This is a genomic window from Variovorax sp. GW822-FHT04A09, from assembly GCF_058801005.1.
In genome coordinates, this window is record NZ_JBXAMV010000001.1 from 292,030 (window position 1) to 310,367 (window position 18,338).

The following is an 18,338-nucleotide window of genomic DNA, read 5'->3' on the forward strand; positions in this document are numbered from 1 at the left end:
GAGATGAATCCGCAATGGCTGGTGCCCGAGTGGCCCGCGCCGCCGAACGTGCGCGCGCTGTGCACCACGCGCGACGGCGGCGTGTCGACCGGGCGCTATGAGAGCCTGAACCTCGGCGACCACGTGGCCGACGACGCCGCGCACGTCGCCGAGAACCGGCGTCGCTTGCAGCAGGCGATCGGCACGCAGCCGGTGTTCCTGCAGCAGGTGCATGGCACGGGGCTTGTGTCGCTCGACGATGCCGTGCCCGACGGCACCGTCGCCGATGCCTGCACGGCGACGACCTCCGCGCGCGCCTGCACGGTCATGGTGGCCGACTGTCTGCCCGTGCTCTTCACCGACGAACGCGGCCACCGCGTGGCCGCCGCGCATGCGGGCTGGCGCGGGCTGGCCGGCGGCGTGCTCGAACAGACCGTGCGCGCCTTCGCGCAGGATGAAGGCGCGCCGCGCCTCATGGCCTGGCTCGGCCCCTGCATCGGCCCCAAGGCTTTCGAGGTGGGGGCGGAGGTCAAGGCCGCCTTCGAGGCGCAGTCGCCCGAGGCGGCGTCGTGCTTCACGCCCGCGGCGGCCGAAGGCAAGTGGCTGGCCGACCTGCCTGCGCTGGCGCGTCAGCGGCTGCGTGCAGTGGGTGTCGCGTCGCTTCACGGCAACGACAGCGGCGATGCGTGGTGCACCGTCGCGCAGCCGTCACGGTTCTTTTCGCACCGGCGCGACGGCGTCAGCGGGCGCTTCGCCGCGTTGGTCTGGAAGGTCTGAAGCCGCAGCCTCCGCGGCAGCGCGGCGTGCTGCCTCCTGGGCCTGCGCCTCGCGCTCCTTGATCGCCCGACGGCGCGCCGGCGTGGCCATCAGGTAGATCACCAGCGCCACCGGCGCGAGGCCGTAAAGAAGAAATGTGAAGATGGCGCCCAGCACCGTGCCCGTGGTGTTGGTGGCCTCGGCCACCGCCATCATCACGGCCACATAGAGCCAGCCGATCACGATCAAATGGATGAACACAGGCGCAGACGTTTTGTTTCAAGGGATTAGTGAAAGCGCGGCGTTGTGAGTGCCTTGCGAATGCAGCATACTCAAAACACGCAAGCCATCCGTTCGTATCGACCCAGGCCACGGCCAGGAGACATGATGAAGCAACAAGACACGGGGGCCGATGCGTTCGCGCCCTTTCAAAAAGCCCTCACGCAGGGCTGGACCCAGGCCATGGAGGCTTTCCAGAAAGCTGCAGGTCCAGGAGGTTCCGCCGCTTTCGACGTCGGCGGCACGCCGCTATGGCAATTGCCACAAATGGCGCAATTCCCGGGCGCAGCCGCCATGCCCGAGCTGCCCAAGTTCTCCATCGATCCCGAGCAGCTGCAGTCCATCCAGCAGCAGTACCTGAGCGACGCCACCGACCTGTGGCGCCGCGGCTTCGGTGCCCGGCCCGAGGGCGACAAGCGCTTTGCCGCTGAGGCCTGGGGCAGCAACCCGCTGGCGGCCTTCTCGGCCGCCGTGTACCTGCTCAATGGCCGCACCATGATGCGCATGGCCGAGGCCATCGACGCCGACGACAAGACCAAGGCGCGCCTGCGCTTCGCGGTCGAGCAGTGGATGGCCGCGGCCTCGCCCAGCAACTCGCTCGCCTTCAACGCCGAGGCGCAGAAGAAAGCCATCGACACGCAGGGCGAGAGCATCGCCAAGGGCATCCAGAACCTGCTGCACGACATGAAGCAGGGCCACGTCAGCATGACCGACGAGAGCGCCTTCGAAGTGGGGCGCAACGTGGCCACCACCGAAGGCGCCGTGGTGTTCGAGAACGACTATTTCCAGCTGCTCGAATACAAGCCGCTCACCGCCAAGGTGTACGAGCGGCCGTTCCTGCTGGTGCCGCCGTGCATCAACAAGTTCTACATCCTCGACCTGCAGCCCGACAACTCGCTCATCCGCTATGCGAACGAGCAGGGCCACCGCGTGTTCGTGGTGAGCTGGCGCAACCCCGACGAGTCGCTGGCCCAGGCCACTTGGGACGACTACATCGAGAACGCCGCCATCAAGGCGATCCACACGGTGCAGGAGATCAGCGGAAGCAAGCAGATCAACACGCTGGGCTTCTGCGTGGGCGGCACCATCCTGAGCACCGCGCTGGCCGTGCTCGCGGCGCGCGGCGAGAAGCCGGCCGCCTCGGTCACGCTACTGACCACCTTCCTCGATTTCAGCGACACCGGCATCCTGGACATCTTCGTGGACGAGCCCATGGTGCAGTACCGCGAGATGCAATTGGGCAAGGGCGGCCTGCTGCCCGGCGGCGACCTGGCCTCGACCTTCAGCTTCCTGCGCCCGAACGACCTGGTGTGGAACTACGTGGTCGGCAACTACCTCAAGGGCGAGACGCCGCCGGCCTTCGACCTGCTGTACTGGAACAGCGACGCCACCAACCTGCCGGGCCCGTTCTACGCCTGGTACCTGCGCAACACGTACCACGAGAACAAGCTGGCCAAGCCGAATGCGCTCACCGTCTGCGGCGAGAAGGTCGACCTGGGCAAGATCGACATCCCGGCCTACATCTACGGCTCGCGCGAAGACCACATCGTGCCCATCGGCGGCGCCTACACCTCCACGCAATTGCTCACGGGCAAGAAGCGCTTCGTGATGGGCGCTTCGGGCCACATCGCCGGCGTGATCAACCCGCCCGCCAAGAACAAGCGCAGCCACTGGCTGCGCGAGGACGGCAAGTTTCCCAAGACCCAGCCCGAATGGCTGGCCGGTGCGCAGGAGCAGCCGGGCAGCTGGTGGACCGACTGGGCACAATGGCTCAAGGGCCACGCGGGCAAGCAGATCCCCGCGCCCAAGGGCTACGGCAACGGCAAGGCCTACAAGGCCATCGAACCGGCGCCGGGACGCTACGTGAAGGCCAAGGCCTGAACGGGCGCCAGCTCCCGCAAGATCGCAACCGATTTCAAATCACCTCAACGGAGAGAACCTCATGGAAGACATCGTCATCGTTTCGGCTGCGCGTACGGCGGTCGGCAAATTCGGCGGCTCGCTCGCCGGCATTCCCGCCACCGAGCTGGGCGCCCTCGTGATCAAGGAAGTGATCGCGCGCGCCAACCTCACGGCCGACCAGGTGGGCGAGGCCATCATGGGCCAGGTGCTCGCGGCCGGCGCTGGTCAGAACCCCGCGCGCCAGGCCTGGCTCAAGGGCGGCGGCACCAAGGAAACGCCGGCGCTCACCATCAACGCCGTGTGCGGCTCGGGCCTGAAGGCCGTGATGCTGGCGGCGCAGGCCGTGGCCACGGGTGACAGCGAAATCGTGATCGCCGGCGGCCAGGAAAACATGAGCATGGCGCCGCACGTGCTGCCCAATTCGCGCAACGGCCAGCGCATGGGCGACTGGAAGCTGGTCGACACCATGATCGTCGACGGCCTGTGGGACGTGTACAACCAGTACCACATGGGCATCACGGCCGAGAACGTGGCCAAGAAGTACAACATCGACCGCGCCTCGCAGGACGAACTGGCCCTGGCCAGCCAGACCAAGGCTGCCGCCGCGCAGGACGCCGGCAAGTTCAAGGACGAGATCGTCGGCGTGAGCATTCCGCAGAAGAAGGGCGACCCCATCGTCTTCAACCAGGACGAGTTCATCAACCGCAAGACCAACGCCGAAGTGCTGGCCGGCCTGCGCCCCGCCTTCGACAAGGCCGGCGGCGTGACCGCGGGCAATGCCTCGGGCCTGAACGACGGCGCCGCCGCCGTGATGGTCATGACGGCCAAGAAGGCCGCCGCCCTGGGCCTGAAGCCGCTGGGCCGCATCGCCAGCTACGCCACTGCCGGCCTGGACCCGACCATCATGGGCATGGGCCCCGTGCCGGCGTCGCAGAAGGCGCTGCAGCGCGCAGGCTGGAAGGCCGCCGACCTCGACCTGCTCGAGATCAACGAAGCCTTCGCTGCACAGGCCTGCGCCGTGAACCGCGAAATGGGCTGGGACGTGAACAAGGTGAACGTGAACGGCGGCGCCATCGCCATCGGCCACCCTATCGGCGCGTCGGGCTGCCGCATCCTGGTGACGCTGCTGCACGAAATGCAGCGCCAGAACGCCAAGAAGGGCATCGCCTCGCTGTGCATCGGCGGCGGCATGGGCGTGGCGCTGACGATCGAGCGCTGAGCCTGATCACCGGGTGAACCGGTACGGGGAGGGGAGGCAGGGGCTCGCAAGGGCCGCTGCCTCCCCTCCTTTTTTTGCGCCCGCTGTTTGCGGGTCTTGCCGGCGGATTACTTCGAGCGGTCCGAATCCACGAGGTCCCAGGCCAGGCCTGCGAGCCAGCCGATGCCCACCAGCCACGCGCCGGCGTGCACCGTGTCGATGTCGGCCGGTGCCAGCCAGTGAACCAGCAGGGCGATCAGCAGCCCGGCAACGGCGCCGAGGCAGGACCAGGGGGAGCTGAGGGCTTCGAGCATGTCAGGGCGACTGTAGCGACCCTCTTTCGCGCCTCGCATCGACCCGATTCGGCGTGCTGAGAATCTTTGGATTCATTTGGGCGACGGTCACCCGACTGGCTGCCACTCTTGTTCACCGCTCAAAAATTGAGCAAAGTGTGGAATCTCTTTGTAAAACAACAGCTTGCATTCGTTTTACAAAGCTCCACCCGAGTTACCCCCAAAGTTGCCCACAGAAAGTGGGGATTGCAGCGGACTTCTTCACAACCCGCCGCAAGTCGTTGGTTTCAAAGGGCGGCCTAGCACAGGCCACCCCCTGTTTTTTCGCTTGACTTTCCTGTTTTCGAGCGATTTTTGGACCCATCGGCCGCCAGACTTGTGCACTGCAAAAAATTTAAGCAGACTAACTATTCCCTTTATAAAACAACGACTTGCAATCGCTTTACAACGCTGCCCCTGACTTACCCCCAAAGTTGTGCACAGAAAATGGGGAAGACATCGGGTTTCTCACAAGCCGCCTGCAAGTGCCTGTTTTTGGCCGGAAATCGGGCCGTCAGCCGGTTTCGGCCTGCGCCTCGGCGTAGTGCTTGCACAAGGTCTCGACCAGCGCCTGGGCGTACACGGGCAGGGCGGCGCGGTCGCGCACGAGCAGGTAGCGCTCGCGCACGCACCAGGGGTCGCTGAGCTCGACCAGCGCGAGCCTCATGCTCTCCTGGTTGCGCCGCGCCGCGGACTCGGGCACCACGCCGATGCCCACGCCGCTGCCGATCATCCGGCACATGGCGTCGAAGCTGCCGAGCTGGATGCGCAGCTTCTGGCGCTTGCCCAGGTGGTCGGTGATCTGCCCCAGGAAGGCCTGCAGCGTGCTGCCCTGCTGCATGCCGATGGCGTCTTCGTCGAGCGTCTCGGCAAACGAGATGCGGCGGCGCCGCGCAAAGCGGTGCTGGCGCGCCGTGACGAGCACCAGCCGGTCGGTGCTGAAGTGGATGGTGTCCAGGCCCAGCGTGTCCATCTGGCCCGCGACGATGCCGATGTCGGCGCGCCCGTCGCGCACGCCGCGCGGGATCTGAGCATTCGGTTTTTCCTGAAGGTCGACGTTGATGCGCGGGTTGGCGGCCAGGAAGCCGGGCAGGATCTCGGGCAGGAAATCGGTCACCGCCGTGGTGTTGGCGAACACGCGCAGGTGGCCGCGCAGCCCGCCGCCGTACTCGAGCAGGTCGGCGCGCAACTGGTCGGCCTGGTGCAGCACCAGTCGGGCATGGTGCAGGAAGGCTTCGCCCGGCGGCAGCAGCCGTACGCCGCGGGCCTCGCGCTGCAGCAGCTGCAGGCCGGCCTGGGTCTCGAGCGCCTTGATGCGCGCGCTGGCCGCGGCCAGCGACAGGTGCTGGCGCTCGGCCGCCCGCGTGAGGTTGCCGAGCTCGGCCGTGGCCACGAACAGGCGCAGGTCGGTGAGGTCGAAGAGCATGGGGCGATGGTAGTCAAGCCTTCGGAATTTCAGAAGCCTGGCTTCCGAAATCGCAGATTGCGCCGACGGGGCGGGCAGAAGACCATGCGGCCATGGAGACACAACACAAGCAACCAACCAGCGGATTAAGAGTCCGCTGTTCTATTCCGATGAGATTCCGCGCCCGCGCGCTGATTGCCTTCGGCCTCGCCGCCACCGCCTTGCTGGCCGCCGGACCGGCCACCGCCCAGACCTACCCCTCGCGCCCCATCACGCTCGTCGTGCCCCAGGCCGCGGGCGGCACCAACGACATCGTCGGCCGCCTCGTCGGCCAGAAGCTCGGCGAGGTGATGAACAACGCCAGCGTGGTGGTCGACAACCGCCCCGGCGCGGGCGGCAACATCGGCACGCAGCTGGTCGCCAAGGGCCCGAAGGACGGCTACACGCTGCTCATGACGATCAGCAGCAGCCAGGCCATCAACCCCGCGCTGTACAAGAACCCGGGCTTCGATCCCGAGAAAGACTTCAAGCCCGTCGGCCTGATCGGCGCCGTGCCCAACGTGCTGCTGGTGAACCCGTCGTTCCCCGCGAAGAACTTCGCCGAATTCCTGAAACTGGCGCGCGCGAAGGGCGCCAACTACCAGTACGCCTCGGCCGGCAACGGCACGCTCAACCACCTGCTGGGCGAAATGCTCAACAGCATGGGCGGCATCTCTTTGCAGCACGTGCCGTACAAGGGCGTGGCACCTGCCATCAACGACGTGCTGGGCGGGCAATTGCCCATCGTGTTCGCGAGCCTGCCTTCGGCGCTGGCGCACATCAAGGCCGGCAAGCTGCGCGCGCTGGCCGTGAGCGGCGAAAAACGCTCGCCCGTGCTGCCCGACGTGCCCGCCATCGCCGAGCAGGTGCCGGGCTACAACGGCACGCTGTGGATCGGCCTGTTCGCCCCCGCGGGCGTGCCCGCCGACGTGCTCGCCACCCTGCAGGACGCCACGCGCAAGGCGCTCGCGGCCAAGGACCTGCGCGACAAGCTCGATCAGCAGGGCGTGGAGATCGCCGCGCCCACCACGCCCGAGCAGTTCTCGGCGCTGCTGCATGCCGACCTCGCCAAGTGGGCGCGCATCGTCAAGGCCTCGGGCGCCGCGGTCGACTGATCGCGCCACTCATCCTTCTTCCCGACACACACGACATGACTTCTCCCCTGATCGACGCCGAAGCCCTCGCGCACCTGCAGGCCTGGCAGGGCCGCAGCGAAACGCTGCGCGACGACCTCACGGCCGCGCCTGTGCGCGGCCTGTCCGCCACGCTCGACCGCGACGACCCGCTGCCCGAGGCGGGCACGCGCCTGCCTGCGCTGTGGCACTGGCTCTACTTCCTGCCGCACCATCGCCAGTCGGAGATCGGCGAAGACGGCCACGCGAAGCGCGGCGGCTTCCTGCCGCCCGTGCCGCTGCCGCGCCGCATGTGGGCCGGCGGCCGGCTGACCTGGGAACCGGGCAATCCGCTGCAGGTGGGCGATGCGGTCGAGCGCACGTCGACCATCGCCTCGGTCACGCACAAGGCCGGCCGCACGGGCGAGCTGGTGTTCGTGCTGGTGCGCCATGAAGTGCGCAACGCGCGCGGCCTCGCGCTGACCGAAGAGCACGACATCGTCTACCGCGCCGCCGCAGCACCCGGTGAGCCTGCGCCGCCGCCCACGCCGGCGCCGAAAGACGCCACCTTCAGCCGCGACCTCGTGCCCGACGACGTGCTGCTGTTCCGCTACTCGGCGCTGACCTTCAACGGCCACCGCATCCACTACGACCGCCGCTACGTGACGCAGGTCGAGGGCTACCCGGGCCTCATCGTGCACGGGCCGCTGATCGCGACGCTGCTGGTCGACCTGCTGCGCCGCAACGCGCCGGCCGACGCGCAGCTCGCGCGCTTCGAGTTCCGCGCGGTGCGCCCCACCTTCGACATCGCGCCGTTCCGCGTGCACGGCAAGCCCGCCGAAGGCAGCACCGACGGCAAGACCTTCAGCCTGTGGGGCGAAGACGCCGACGGCTGGCTCACGATGCAGGCCACGGCCGTGCTCGCCTGACGCAAGGAAAGAAAGAAGAAGCCCATGACCAGACCCCTGGACGGCATCACCGTCATCTCGCTCGAGCACGCCATCGCGGCGCCGTTCTGCACCCGCCAGCTCGCCGACCTCGGCGCGCGCGTCATCAAGGTCGAGCGCCCCGGCGGCGGCGACTTTGCGCGCGCCTACGACGAGCGCGTGAACGGCGAGGCCTCGCACTTCGTGTGGGTCAACCGCTCGAAGGAAAGCCTCACGCTCGACCTGAAGCAACCCGCCGCGCTCGCCGTGCTGCAGGAGCTGGTGGCCGGCGCCGACGTGCTGGTGCAGAACCTCGCCCCCGGCGCCGCCGCGCGCATGGGCCTGGGCGCGCAGGTGCTGCAGGAAAAACACCCCGCGCTCATCGTCTGCGACATCTCGGGCTACGGCGAAGACGGCCCGTACCGCGACAAGAAGGCCTACGACCTGCTGATCCAGAGCGAGGCCGGTTTTCTCTCGGTGACGGGCACGCCCGACGACCCGTGCAAGTCGGGCAACTCCATCGCCGACATCGCGGCGGGCATGTACGCCTACACCGGCATCCTGGCGGCGCTGATGCAGCGCGGCAAGACGGGCAAGGGCTCGCACATCGACGTGTCGATGCTCGAATCGCTCGCCGAGTGGATGGGCTATCCGATGTACTACGCCTACGACGGCGCACCGCCGCCGCCGCGCAGCGCTGCCTCGCACGCCACCATCTATCCCTACGGCCCGTTCCCCGCCGGCGACGGCGGCACCGTGATGCTCGGCCTGCAGAACGAGCGCGAGTGGCGCGCCTTCTGCGACAAGGTGCTGCTGCGCCCCGAGCTCGCGAGCGACCCGCGCTTCGACAGCAACGCGCGGCGCAACGAACACCGCGAGGCGCTGCGCACGCTCATCGTCGACACCTTCGGCGCGCTCAGCGCGGCACAGGTGCTCGAACGGCTCGATACCGCGCAGATCGCCAATGCGCGCATGAACGACATGGCCGGGCTGTGGGCGCACCCGCAGCTGCAGGCACGCGAGCGCTGGCGCCAGGTGGGCTCGCCGGCCGGCGACATCCCGGCGCTGCTGCCGGCCGGTCGTCAGAGCGCGTTCGACTACCGCATGGACCCGGTGCCCGCGGTCGGCCAGCACACCGACGCCATCCTGCGCAGCCTGGGCCGTGGCGACGACGCGATTGCGACGCTGCGCGCGGCCGGGGCGGTATGAGCGGGTCCGCCAATCAAGCGCTCGCTTTGGCGCGCGCCTTTCTCTTCGTGCCGGCCGACCGGCCCGAGCGCCATGCGCGGGCATTGGCCACGGGCGCGGGCGGCGTGATCATCGACCTCGAAGACGCCGTGGCCCCCGCGCGCAAGGCCGAGTCGCGCGATGCGCTCGGCGCCTCGCTGGCGGCGCTGCCCGCCGAAGGGCGAGAGCGACTTCTGGTGCGCGTGAACGCCAGCGGCACGCCGTGGCATGACGACGACTGCGCGCGCGCGGTGGGCTGGATCGCCGAGGGCCTGATCGCCGGCGTCGTGCTGCCCAAGGCCGAGCACGCCGATGAACTGCATCGGCTGGCCGCCACGGCCGGACCGAAGGCCGTGCTGGTGCCGCTCATCGAATCGGCTGCGGGGCTCGCTGCACTCGATGCCATTGCGGGTGCGCCGCAGGTGCTGCGGCTGGCCTTCGGCCACCTCGATTTCCAGGCCGACCTCGGCATGGCCTGCGATGCCGACGAGGCCGAGCTGGTGCCCGTGCGCCTCGCGCTCGTGCTGGCCTCGCGCCGCGCCGGGCTGGCCACGCCCATCGACGGCGTGTCACCCGACTGGCGCGATGCGCAGCGGCTCGCCGCCGACACCGCGCGCGCCCGGCGCGGCGGCTTCGGCGCCAAGCTGTGCATCCACCCCGAGCAGGTCGCGCCCGTGCAGGCCGCGCTCGGGCCCACGGCCGACGAGGTGGCCTGGGCGCACCGCGTGACCGAGGCCGTGCGCGCGGCCGGCGGCGGCGTCGTGAGCCTCGACGGCCGCATGGTCGACGGGCCCGTGGTGCGGCTGGCCGAGCGCTGGCTGGCGCTGGCCGCATCTCACGGCCCGGGCGATTCATCCGTGACGCACTGATCCACAGACAAACCAAAAGGAGACAAAGAAGTGAACGCAACGAAGACCTGGAAACTGAAAGCCCTCATCGCGGCCTCGGCGGGCGCCTGCCTGCTCGCCGCCGCATCGCCCGCCGCCGCGCAGGCCGCGTGGCCCGACAAGCCCATCGTGATGGTCGTGCCGTACTCGGCCGGCGGCCCCACCGACGTGGTGGCGCGCATGCTCGCGGTGCCCATGGGCAAGTCGCTGGGGCAGACCGTGGTGGTCGAGAACACCGTGGGCGCGGGCGGCACCATCGCGCCGACCCGCGTGGCCAAGGCCGCGCCCAACGGCTACACCATCCTCATCCACCACATGGGCATGGCCACCGCGCCCGCGCTGTACAAGAAGCTCAACTACGACCCGCTGAAAGACTTCGAGTACGTCGGCCAGGTCATGGACGTGCCGATGACCCTGCTGTCGCGCAAGGACTTCCCGGCCAACAACTTCAAGGAGCTGCTGGCCTACGTGAAGGCCAACAAGGACAAGGTCTCGCTTGCCAACGCGGGCATCGGTGCCGTCTCGCAGCTGTGCGGCATGCTCTTCGCGCACCAGATCGGCGTGCAGCTGACGACCGTGCCCTACAAGGGCGCAGGCCCGGCGCTCAACGACCTCATGGGCGGGCAGGTCGACCTGCTGTGCGACCAGACCACGCAGACCGCGCCCGTCATCAAGGACGGCCAGCGCGTGAAGGTGTTCGGCGTGACCACGCCCAAGCGCCTGTCGAGCATGCCCGACATTCCCACGCTCGACGAGCAGGGCCTCAAGGGCTTCGACGTGAAGGTGTGGCACGGCGTGTATGCGCCCAAGGGCACGCCGCCGGCCGTGATCGACAAGCTCAACGTGGCCCTGCGCGCCGCGCTGCAGGACGACAACGTGAAGAAGCGCTTCGCCGAGCTGAGCACCGAGGCCGTGCCGATGGACAAGGTCACGCCCGAGGCGCTGCGCAGCCACCTGGCGGCGGAGATCGAGAAGTGGGGGAAGGTGATCCGGGCTGCGGGGGTGCAGGCGGATTGAAGACGGCAGCTTGAGAGGTTGGGAGTCAGGGGTCGCAATGCCCGAGGCTCACAGCTTCTTCTTCATGTAGGCGAGGTAGTTGCCGCGCGCGTAGTTGTCGATGCGCGCGAACTCTTCGTAGCCCTGTTTCAGGTAGAAGCCTCGCGCCTGCCACTCGAAGGTTTCGAGCGCGGCATTCCCGGCACCCAGCGCCTTGCCGCGCGCTTCCGCCTCCGCGAGCAGGCGACGGCCCAGGCCGGTGCCCCGGGCGTCCTCCTCGACGAACAGCACGTCGATGCGCAGCCATTCGAGGAACACGAAGCCACGCAGCCCGCCCACCAGGCGGCCCTGCGCATCCTTCGCGTTCAGCCACACGGGTTGCGTATCGGGATACTCGCCGACGAAGCCGTAGTTGAACTCGCGCAACCGGCGGCCCAGGACGCCGGAGCGGACCTCCTCTTCGGAGGCGGTCGAAATCACTGTTTCGGTCATGCGTCGCCGTTCGCCAGCAACGTCTCTTCGAACAACTTCAGCAACAGCCGCGCGAACACATCCATGTTCCATGGCCGGTCGGTCGCGCCGGTCTCAATCGTGCGGCTGACCACGAGGCCGTCCGCGCCGGTCACCGCGATGCAGACATGCCCGGGCGCATCGCCGTACGGACTGCCCGACGGTCCCGCCGCGCCGCTCTCGCAGATGCCCCACTTCGAACGATGGGCATCACGGATGCGGCCCGAGATGAAGCGCGCATAGGGCTCGGTCTCGCCGCGCATGTCGCCCATGTCCTCGGGCGTGAGGCCGAGCAGGGCCTTGCCGGCGCGGCGCGAGTAGATGACCGCGCCGCCCAGGAAGTAGGCCGAGGCGCCCGGCAGCGCGAGCAGGGCGGCCGAGACCAGGCCGCCGGCCGACGATTCGGCCACCGCCACGGTCTGGCGCCGCTCGCGCAGCGTCGCCCCCACGCGGGCGGCGAGCACGGAAAGCGGTTCGAGGTCGGTGAGGTCGGGCGTGGACATGGAGGTCGAAAGAAGTAAGAAAGAAGAAATGACCGACCGTTCGATCGATCAAGGGAACGGGTGAACGGATGAACGAACTGTCAGGCGAGGCCCGCGCGCGAGCCCGGCCGCCGCACATACGACGGCGCGCGCTCATGGCTCGAGGTGTGGCCGTACACCGTGTCGGCCGGGTAGTACTCGGCCTGCAGCTGCACCTTGGCCGCGGCTTCCTCGCCCGCCACATGGGCGATGAAGGCCAGCATCAGGTCGGTGCCGGCAGAGACGCCGGCCGAGGTCCAGACATGGCCGTCCTGCACGAAGCGCTGCTCCACCACCTTCACGTCGCCGAGCGCGCGCAGGCGGTCGAGCGATCCCCAGTGCGTGGTCGCGGTGCGGCCCGAGAGCAGGCCGGCCGCATGCAGCACGAAGGCGCCGGTGCACACCGACAGCAGCGCCTTGCAGCCGGGCGCCTGCGCGGCCAGGAACTGCACCATGGCGGGGTTGTCGACCTCGCGCCGCGTACCCATGCCGCCGGGCACGAGCACGAAGTCCAGCGGCGGGCAGTCGGCAAACGAGACATGCGGGTTGATCGACAGCCCCTTGGCGCAGACGACCGGGCCATGCGTTTGCGCCACCACGAGGCAGTTGGCGGGGCCGCCGGCCAGCTTGCTCCACATGGTGAGCATTTCCCAGGGACCGACGAAATCGAGCTCCTCGACCTCGGGGAAGACGACGATTGCGAAATTCATGCGTGCGAACTCCTGGTGGGGTGGCCGGCAGGGGCCCTGTCACGGGCGCGAAGCCGCAAGCATATAGAGTGCCGCCGAGGTGATGTCCGTGACAGCTGGTTGCAAGCTTGGCTCAGTGTTCTCCCTCAGAGTTGTGTGGCCTGAAAATGGCTAGAGTGAAGGCGGCCGTTCAGGCTTTTTGCTAGCTTCAATCAAGGAAATCTCATGAGCAAGAAAGTTGCATATGTCACCGGAGGCATGGGTGGCATCGGAACAGCCATCTGCCAGCGTCTGTACAAGGACGGGTTCACCGTGGTCGCAGGTTGCGGCCCCACGCGGGACTACGCCAAGTGGCTGGCCGAACAGAAAGCCGAAGGCTTCGAGTTCCACGCGTCGGTCGGCAATGTCGGCGACTGGCAATCCACCGTCGAGGCCTTCTCCGCCGCCAAGGCGGCCCACGGGGCGATTGACGTGCTCGTCAACAACGCCGGCATCACGCGGGACCGCATGTTCCTCAAGATGACCCCCGAGGACTGGAGCGCGGTGATCGAAACCAACCTCAACAGCATGTTCAACGTCACCAAGCAGGTGGTGGGCGACATGGTCGAAAAGGGCTGGGGCCGCATCATCAACATCAGCTCGGTCAACGGCGCCAAGGGCCAGGCCGGCCAGACCAACTACTCGGCGGCCAAGGCCGGCATGCACGGCTTCACGATGGCGCTGGCGCAGGAACTGGCCAACAAGGGCGTCACCGTGAACACGGTGAGCCCGGGCTACATCGGCACCGACATGGTCAAGGCCATCCGCCAGGAAGTGCTCGACAAGATCGTGGCCACGATCCCGGTCAAGCGCCTGGGCGAGCCGAGCGAAATCGCTTCCATCATCGCGTGGCTCGCCACCGACGAAGGCGGCTACAGCACCGGGGCCGACTTCTCGGTCAACGGCGGCCTCCACATGCACTGAGCATGCGCGCCACGCCCTGAAAACAAAAACCCGCTTCGGCGGGTTTTTTCATTTGGGCCGGAACCACTCCCACAGGACACACGACTTCAACCATCGAAAGCAACCCGACACGAACCCTTTCTTCTGCGTTTTCCTTCATCTTTTCAGGAGGCAGTCATGGCACATACAACAAGCACAGTACCCAGGAAGCTCCCCCTTTACCGTTCCCTGTACGTGCAGGTGATCACCGCGGTGATCGTCGGCGTGCTGCTGGGGTACTTCTACCCCTCGCTCGGCGAGTCGATGAAGCCCTTGGGCGACGGCTTCATCAAGCTCATCAAGATGATCATCGCGCCGATCATCTTCTGCACCGTGGTGGTCGGCATCGCCGGCATGGAAGACATGAAGAAGGTCGGCAAGACCGGCGGGCTGGCGCTCCTGTACTTCGAGATCGTGAGCAGCATCGCGCTGGTGGTCGGCCTCGTGCTGGTGAACCTGCTCAAGCCCGGCGCGGGCATGAACATCGACGCGTCCACGCTCGACACCAAGGCCATCGCGGCCTACACCGGCCCCGGCAAGATGACCGGCACGGTCGACTTTTTGCTCAACGTGATTCCCTCCACCGTGGTCGATGCCTTCGCCAAGGGCGAGATCCTGCAGGTGCTGCTGATCGCGGTGCTGTTCGGCTTTGCGCTGCACCGCTTCGGCGGGCGCGGCACGCTGGTGTTCGACGTGATCGAGAAGGGCTCGCACGTGCTGTTCGTGATCGTCAACTACATCATGAAGCTCGCGCCCATCGGCGCCTTCGGTGCCATGGCCTTCACCATCGGCAAGTACGGGATGGGCAGCCTGCTGTCGCTGGGCAAGCTCATGGGCACCTTCTACCTGACCTGCCTGCTGTTCATCTTCGTGGTGCTGGGGCTCATTGCGCGCTTTCACGGCTTCAGCATCTGGAAGTTCATCAAGTACATCAAGGAAGAGCTGCTGATCGTGCTGGGCACCTCGTCCAGCGAATCGGTGCTGCCGCGCATGATGGAGAAGATGGAAAACCTGGGCGCCCACAAGACCTGTGTGGGGCTGGTGATTCCCACGGGCTATTCGTTCAACCTGGACGGCACCTCGATCTACCTGACGATGGCGGCGGTGTTCATCGCGCAGGCCACCAACACGCCGATGACGCTCACGCAGGAGATCACGCTGCTGGCCGTGCTGCTGCTCACCTCGAAGGGGGCGGCCGGCGTCACGGGCAGCGGTTTCATCGTGCTGGCGGCCACGCTGTCGGCGGTGGGGCATGTGCCGGTGGCGGGGCTGGCGCTCATCCTGGGCATCGACCGCTTCATGTCGGAAGCCCGCGCGCTGACCAACCTGATCGGCAACGGCGTGGCCACCATCGTGGTCGCCAAGTGGACCAACGAACTGGACACCGAGCGGCTGCAGGCCGGGCTCAACAACGAGAGCTGGGTCGAGTCGCAGGAGCCCGAGGAGCTGGTGAACGCGCGCGAATCGAAGATGGCGCAGTAGCCGGAGCAGGGCGCCGGCCCGCGCGTTTCGGTGCGGTGCGGCGCGTTTCGGTGCGCGTCAGTGCACCAGGGCCACCGCGAGCAGCGGCTGCGCCCTGGCATCGAGCTCGCGTTCGTACAGCGGGGCTGCCTTGGCGTAGGCGCCCTGGGCGCGATGGGCCGCGGCCAGGTTCTGCCGGCTGACCAGCACGGCGTGTGCGTCGGGGCGCTGCTGCTTCTCGTGGATCGCCAGGGCGCGTTCGTACAGCGCAATGGCCTGGTCGAAGGCCTCGCGGCGGTAGTGCAGGCCGGCCAGCGCGCTCAGCGTGAACGCCACCATCGGGCTGTCCGGTCCGGCGGTCTTTTCCTGGATGGCGAGCGCGGCCGTGTACGACTGCGCGGCCCGGGTCAGCTGCCCCTGCCGCTGGTGGACATGGGCCAGCAGCACGAGGCTGAGGGCCGTGTCGGCGGACTCGACCCCGCCCGTGCGTTGCGCCGTCCGCAGCACCTGCTGCGCCAGCTCGAGCGTGCCGACGTCGTAGCGGTTGGCGTTGATGCGTTGCACGAGTTCCTGGCGCAGCGCGCGCCATTCGGGGTTGCCGTCCTGCGCGTACAGCGCGCCGAACTGCGAGGCCGCCAGGACGACGCCGGCGGCAAGCCATGCCTTCGCGAATTTCATGGGGCCGAATCTAGTGCTCCGGCCTGAAACCCGAATACCTCGTTCATGGGAGTCCGCGTCCGCGGGGCAGGGCCCCGGGGCGCGGACGGCGCTGGCGCCCCGCCTCAGGCGAGATCGAAGCGGTCCAGGTTCATCACCTTGGTCCAGGCGGCCACGAAGTCGTCGATGAACTTCTGCTGGCTGTCGGAAGCGCCGTAGACCTCGGCGATGGCGCGCAGCTGCGCGTTGGAGCCGAACACCAGGTCGACGCGCGTGCCGGTCCACTTGAGGGTGCCGGTCTTGCGGTCGCGGCCTTCGTACTCTTCCTTGGCGTCCGACACCGCCTTCCACTCCGTGCCCATGTCGAGCAGGTTGACGAAGTAGTCGTTGCTCAGCGTGCCGGGCGTCTTCGTGAAGACGCCGTGACGCGTCTGGCCGACGTTGGTGTCGAGCACGCGCAGGCCGCCGACCAGCACCGTCATCTCGGGCGCTGTGAGCGTGAGCAGCTGCGCCTTGTCGATCAGCAGCGCTTCGCCGGGCACGCTGTAGCGGCCCTTCAGGTAGTTGCGGAAGCCGTCGGCCGCGGGCTCCAGCGGCTCGAACGAGGGCACGTCGGTCTGTTCCTGCGAGGCGTCGGCGCGGCCCGGCGAGAAGGGCACCTTCACTTCACGGCCGCCATTGCGCGCGGCCTGTTCCACGCCCGCACCACCGGCCAGCACGATCAGGTCGGCCAGCGAGATCTTCTTGCCGCCGGTCTGTGCCGCGTTGAACTCGCTCTGGATGCCTTCGAGCACCTTCAGTACCTGGGCCAGCTGCGCGGGCTGGTTGACGGCCCAGTCCTTCTGGGGCGCCAGCCGCACGCGGGCGCCATTGGCACCGCCGCGCATGTCGGAGCCACGGAAGGTGGAGGCCGAGGCCCACGCCGTCGACACCAGCTGCGCGGGTGTGAGGCCCGAGGCCAGCACCTTCTTCGTCAGCGCCGCGACGTCGTTGGCATCGACCAGCGGGTGATCGACGGCCGGGATCGGGTCTTGCCAGATGAGCTCCTCGGCCGGCACCTCGGGCCCGAGGTAGCGGGCGCGCGGGCCCATGTCGCGGTGCGTGAGCTTGAACCAGGCGCGCGCGAAGGCGTCGGCGAGCTGGTCGGGGTTGGCCAGGAAGCGGCGCGAGATCTTTTCGTAGGCCGGGTCCAGGCGCAGCGACAGGTCGGTCGTGAGCATGGTCGGCGCGTGACGCTTGGAGGCGTCGTGCGCGTCGGGGATGGTGCCGGCACCGGCGCCGCCCTTGGCGACCCACTGGTGCGCGCCGGCGGGGCTCTTGGTCAGCTCCCATTCGTAGCCGAACAGGTTCTCGAAGAAGTTGTTGCTCCACTTCGTGGGCGTGGTGGTCCACGTCACTTCGAGGCCGCTGGTGATGGTGTCGCCGCCCTTGCCGGTGCCGAAGCTGTTCTTCCAGCCGAAGCCCTGGTCTTCGAGGCCGGCGGCCTCGGGTTCCTTGCCGACGTTCGAGGCCGGCCCCGCGCCGTGCGTCTTGCCGAAGGTGTGGCCGCCGGCGATGAGCGCCACGGTTTCCTCGTCGTTCATGGCCATGCGGGCGAAGGTGTCGCGGATGTCATGCGCCGCGGCGATCGGGTCGGGGTTGCCGTCCGGGCCTTCGGGGTTCACGTAGATCAGGCCCATCTGCACAGCGCCCAGCGGGTTCTCGAGGTTGCGGCTGTGCGGCACCTTGCTGTCGTCGTCCTTCACGAGCACGCCGCGGTCTTTCTCGACGCCGGGCGAGCCTTGTGCGTAGCGCACGTCACCGCCCAGCCAGGTCTTCTCGCGGCCCCAGTACACGTCCTGGTCGGGTTCCCACACGTCGGGGCGGCCACCGCCGAAGCCGAAGGTCTTGAAGCCCATGGTCTCGAGCGCGACGTTGCCGGTGAGGATCAGCAGGTCGGCCCAGGAAATCTTCTGGCCGTACTTTTGCTTGATCGGCCACAGCAGGCGGCGCGCCTTGTCCAGGCTCACGTTGTCGGGCCAGCTGTTGAGCGGCGCGAAGCGCTGCTGCCCGCGGCCCGCGCCGCCGCGGCCGTCGCCGATGCGGTAGGTGCCGGCGCTGTGCCAGGCCATGCGGATGAAGAGCGGGCCGTAGTGGCCGAAGTCGGCGGGCCACCAGTCCTGCGAGTCGGTCATCAGCGCGGCGAGGTCTTTCTTCACCGCGGCGAGGTCGAGACTCTGGAAGGCCTTGGCGTAGTCGAAACCGGCGCCCAGGGGATCGGATTTGGAGGAGTGCTGGTGCAGCAGGTCCAGGCGCAGCTGCTCGGGCCACCAGTCGCGGTTCGTGGTGCCGGCGCCGGTGGCCTGGCTGAACGGGCACTTCGCTTCGGTTTTCTCGTTGCTCATGGGGAGGCTCCTGTTGTTGGGGGGACGGGGGGACCGCTCAAATTCTGGATGAGAAAGGTGTCGATGCGAATAGAAGTGCTTTATGCCTACGATAGTT

At 67.9% G+C, this 18,338-nt stretch carries 18 protein-coding genes; 10 read left to right on the plus strand and 8 right to left on the minus strand.

Features of this window, described 5'->3' with window-relative positions; genetic code table 11:
* The first annotated feature begins 3 nt into the window (after positions 1–3).
* A complete protein-coding gene (pgeF, locus tag AC1RLW_RS01155) occupies positions 4–756 on the plus strand; it encodes a peptidoglycan editing factor PgeF (protein ID WP_493191987.1) in 753 nt (250 codons plus the stop codon).
* On the opposite strand, the gene AC1RLW_RS01160 is transcribed toward pgeF, so the two are convergent.
* On the minus strand, positions 688–996 hold the full coding sequence (locus AC1RLW_RS01160) for a hypothetical protein (RefSeq protein WP_095745806.1): 309 nt from the start codon (positions 994–996) through the stop codon (positions 688–690). The genes pgeF and AC1RLW_RS01160 overlap by 69 nt on opposite strands.
* A 126-nt stretch (positions 997–1,122) precedes the next feature.
* On the opposite strand from AC1RLW_RS01160, the gene phaC reads away from it, so the two are divergent.
* Together phaC and AC1RLW_RS01170 are read left to right on the plus strand one after the other, a co-directional pair.
* A complete protein-coding gene (gene phaC, locus AC1RLW_RS01165; protein ID WP_139703097.1) occupies positions 1,123–2,895 on the plus strand; it encodes a class I poly(R)-hydroxyalkanoic acid synthase in 1,773 nt (590 codons plus the stop codon).
* 61 nt (positions 2,896–2,956) lie between these two features.
* Positions 2,957–4,135 carry an acetyl-CoA C-acetyltransferase gene (locus tag AC1RLW_RS01170; protein WP_062480264.1) on the plus strand — a complete coding sequence of 393 codons (1,179 nt, stop codon included), beginning with the start codon at positions 2,957–2,959 and terminating at the stop codon, positions 4,133–4,135.
* Positions 4,136–4,242: 107 nt separating this feature from the next.
* On the opposite strand, the gene AC1RLW_RS01175 is transcribed toward AC1RLW_RS01170, so the two are convergent.
* The gene (locus AC1RLW_RS01175; RefSeq protein ID WP_095745804.1) at positions 4,243–4,428 is read right to left on the minus strand and encodes a hypothetical protein; all 186 of its coding nucleotides are present in this window, start codon (positions 4,426–4,428) and stop codon (positions 4,243–4,245) included.
* A gap of 532 nt (positions 4,429–4,960) precedes the next feature.
* Positions 4,961–5,872, minus strand: coding sequence for a LysR family transcriptional regulator (locus AC1RLW_RS01180; RefSeq protein WP_493191988.1), 912 nt, complete (start codon positions 5,870–5,872; stop codon positions 4,961–4,963).
* A 149-nt stretch (positions 5,873–6,021) separates the two neighbouring features.
* On the opposite strand from AC1RLW_RS01180, the gene AC1RLW_RS01185 reads away from it, so the two are divergent.
* The 5 genes from AC1RLW_RS01185 to AC1RLW_RS01205 are packed head-to-tail and all read left to right on the plus strand — an operon-like array spanning position 6,022 to position 11,059.
* Positions 6,022–7,005 carry a tripartite tricarboxylate transporter substrate binding protein gene (locus AC1RLW_RS01185; RefSeq protein ID WP_493191989.1) on the plus strand — a complete coding sequence of 328 codons (984 nt, stop codon included), beginning with the start codon at positions 6,022–6,024 and terminating at the stop codon, positions 7,003–7,005.
* 35 nt (positions 7,006–7,040) lie between these two features.
* A complete protein-coding gene (locus AC1RLW_RS01190; protein WP_493191990.1) occupies positions 7,041–7,931 on the plus strand; it encodes an HTD2 family dehydratase in 891 nt (296 codons plus the stop codon).
* Positions 7,932–7,955: 24 nt separating this feature from the next.
* Positions 7,956–9,137, plus strand: a complete 1,182-nt coding sequence (locus AC1RLW_RS01195) for a CaiB/BaiF CoA transferase family protein (RefSeq protein ID WP_369629234.1) — start codon at positions 7,956–7,958, stop codon at positions 9,135–9,137.
* Complete coding sequence (locus tag AC1RLW_RS01200) at positions 9,134–10,024, plus strand: HpcH/HpaI aldolase/citrate lyase family protein (RefSeq protein ID WP_493191991.1); 891 nt, start codon at positions 9,134–9,136, stop codon at positions 10,022–10,024. Before AC1RLW_RS01195 ends, AC1RLW_RS01200 begins: the two co-directional genes overlap by 4 nt.
* Positions 10,025–10,054: 30 nt before the next feature.
* Positions 10,055–11,059, plus strand: coding sequence for a tripartite tricarboxylate transporter substrate binding protein BugD (locus tag AC1RLW_RS01205; RefSeq protein ID WP_095947109.1), 1,005 nt, complete (start codon positions 10,055–10,057; stop codon positions 11,057–11,059).
* A gap of 48 nt (positions 11,060–11,107) precedes the next feature.
* On the opposite strand, the gene AC1RLW_RS01210 is transcribed toward AC1RLW_RS01205, so the two are convergent.
* From AC1RLW_RS01210 to AC1RLW_RS01220, 3 genes are all read right to left on the minus strand, one after another.
* Positions 11,108–11,530 carry a GNAT family N-acetyltransferase gene (locus AC1RLW_RS01210; protein WP_493191992.1) on the minus strand — a complete coding sequence of 141 codons (423 nt, stop codon included), beginning with the start codon at positions 11,528–11,530 and terminating at the stop codon, positions 11,108–11,110.
* Entirely contained in the window at positions 11,527–12,051 is a 525-nt protein-coding gene (locus AC1RLW_RS01215; RefSeq protein ID WP_062480868.1) for a CinA family protein, read from the minus strand. Before AC1RLW_RS01215 ends, AC1RLW_RS01210 begins: the two co-directional genes overlap by 4 nt.
* 80 nt (positions 12,052–12,131) lie before the next feature.
* Complete coding sequence (locus AC1RLW_RS01220; RefSeq protein ID WP_070061119.1) at positions 12,132–12,779, minus strand: DJ-1/PfpI family protein; 648 nt, start codon at positions 12,777–12,779, stop codon at positions 12,132–12,134.
* 204 nt (positions 12,780–12,983) lie between these two features.
* On the opposite strand from AC1RLW_RS01220, the gene phbB reads away from it, so the two are divergent.
* Entirely contained in the window at positions 12,984–13,721 is a 738-nt protein-coding gene (phbB, locus tag AC1RLW_RS01225; protein ID WP_062480872.1) for an acetoacetyl-CoA reductase, read from the plus strand.
* A 156-nt stretch (positions 13,722–13,877) separates the two neighbouring features.
* On the plus strand, positions 13,878–15,221 hold the full coding sequence (locus tag AC1RLW_RS01230) for a dicarboxylate/amino acid:cation symporter (protein ID WP_493191993.1): 1,344 nt from the start codon (positions 13,878–13,880) through the stop codon (positions 15,219–15,221).
* 57 nt (positions 15,222–15,278) lie between these two features.
* Here AC1RLW_RS01230 and AC1RLW_RS01235 read toward each other — a convergent pair whose 3' ends face one another.
* Together AC1RLW_RS01235 and katG are read right to left on the minus strand one after the other, a co-directional pair.
* On the minus strand, positions 15,279–15,878 hold the full coding sequence (locus AC1RLW_RS01235) for a tetratricopeptide repeat protein (protein ID WP_493191994.1): 600 nt from the start codon (positions 15,876–15,878) through the stop codon (positions 15,279–15,281).
* 104 nt (positions 15,879–15,982) lie between these two features.
* On the minus strand, positions 15,983–18,241 hold the full coding sequence (gene katG, locus AC1RLW_RS01240; protein ID WP_493191995.1) for a catalase/peroxidase HPI: 2,259 nt from the start codon (positions 18,239–18,241) through the stop codon (positions 15,983–15,985).
* Positions 18,242–18,338: the final 97 nt, after the last annotated feature.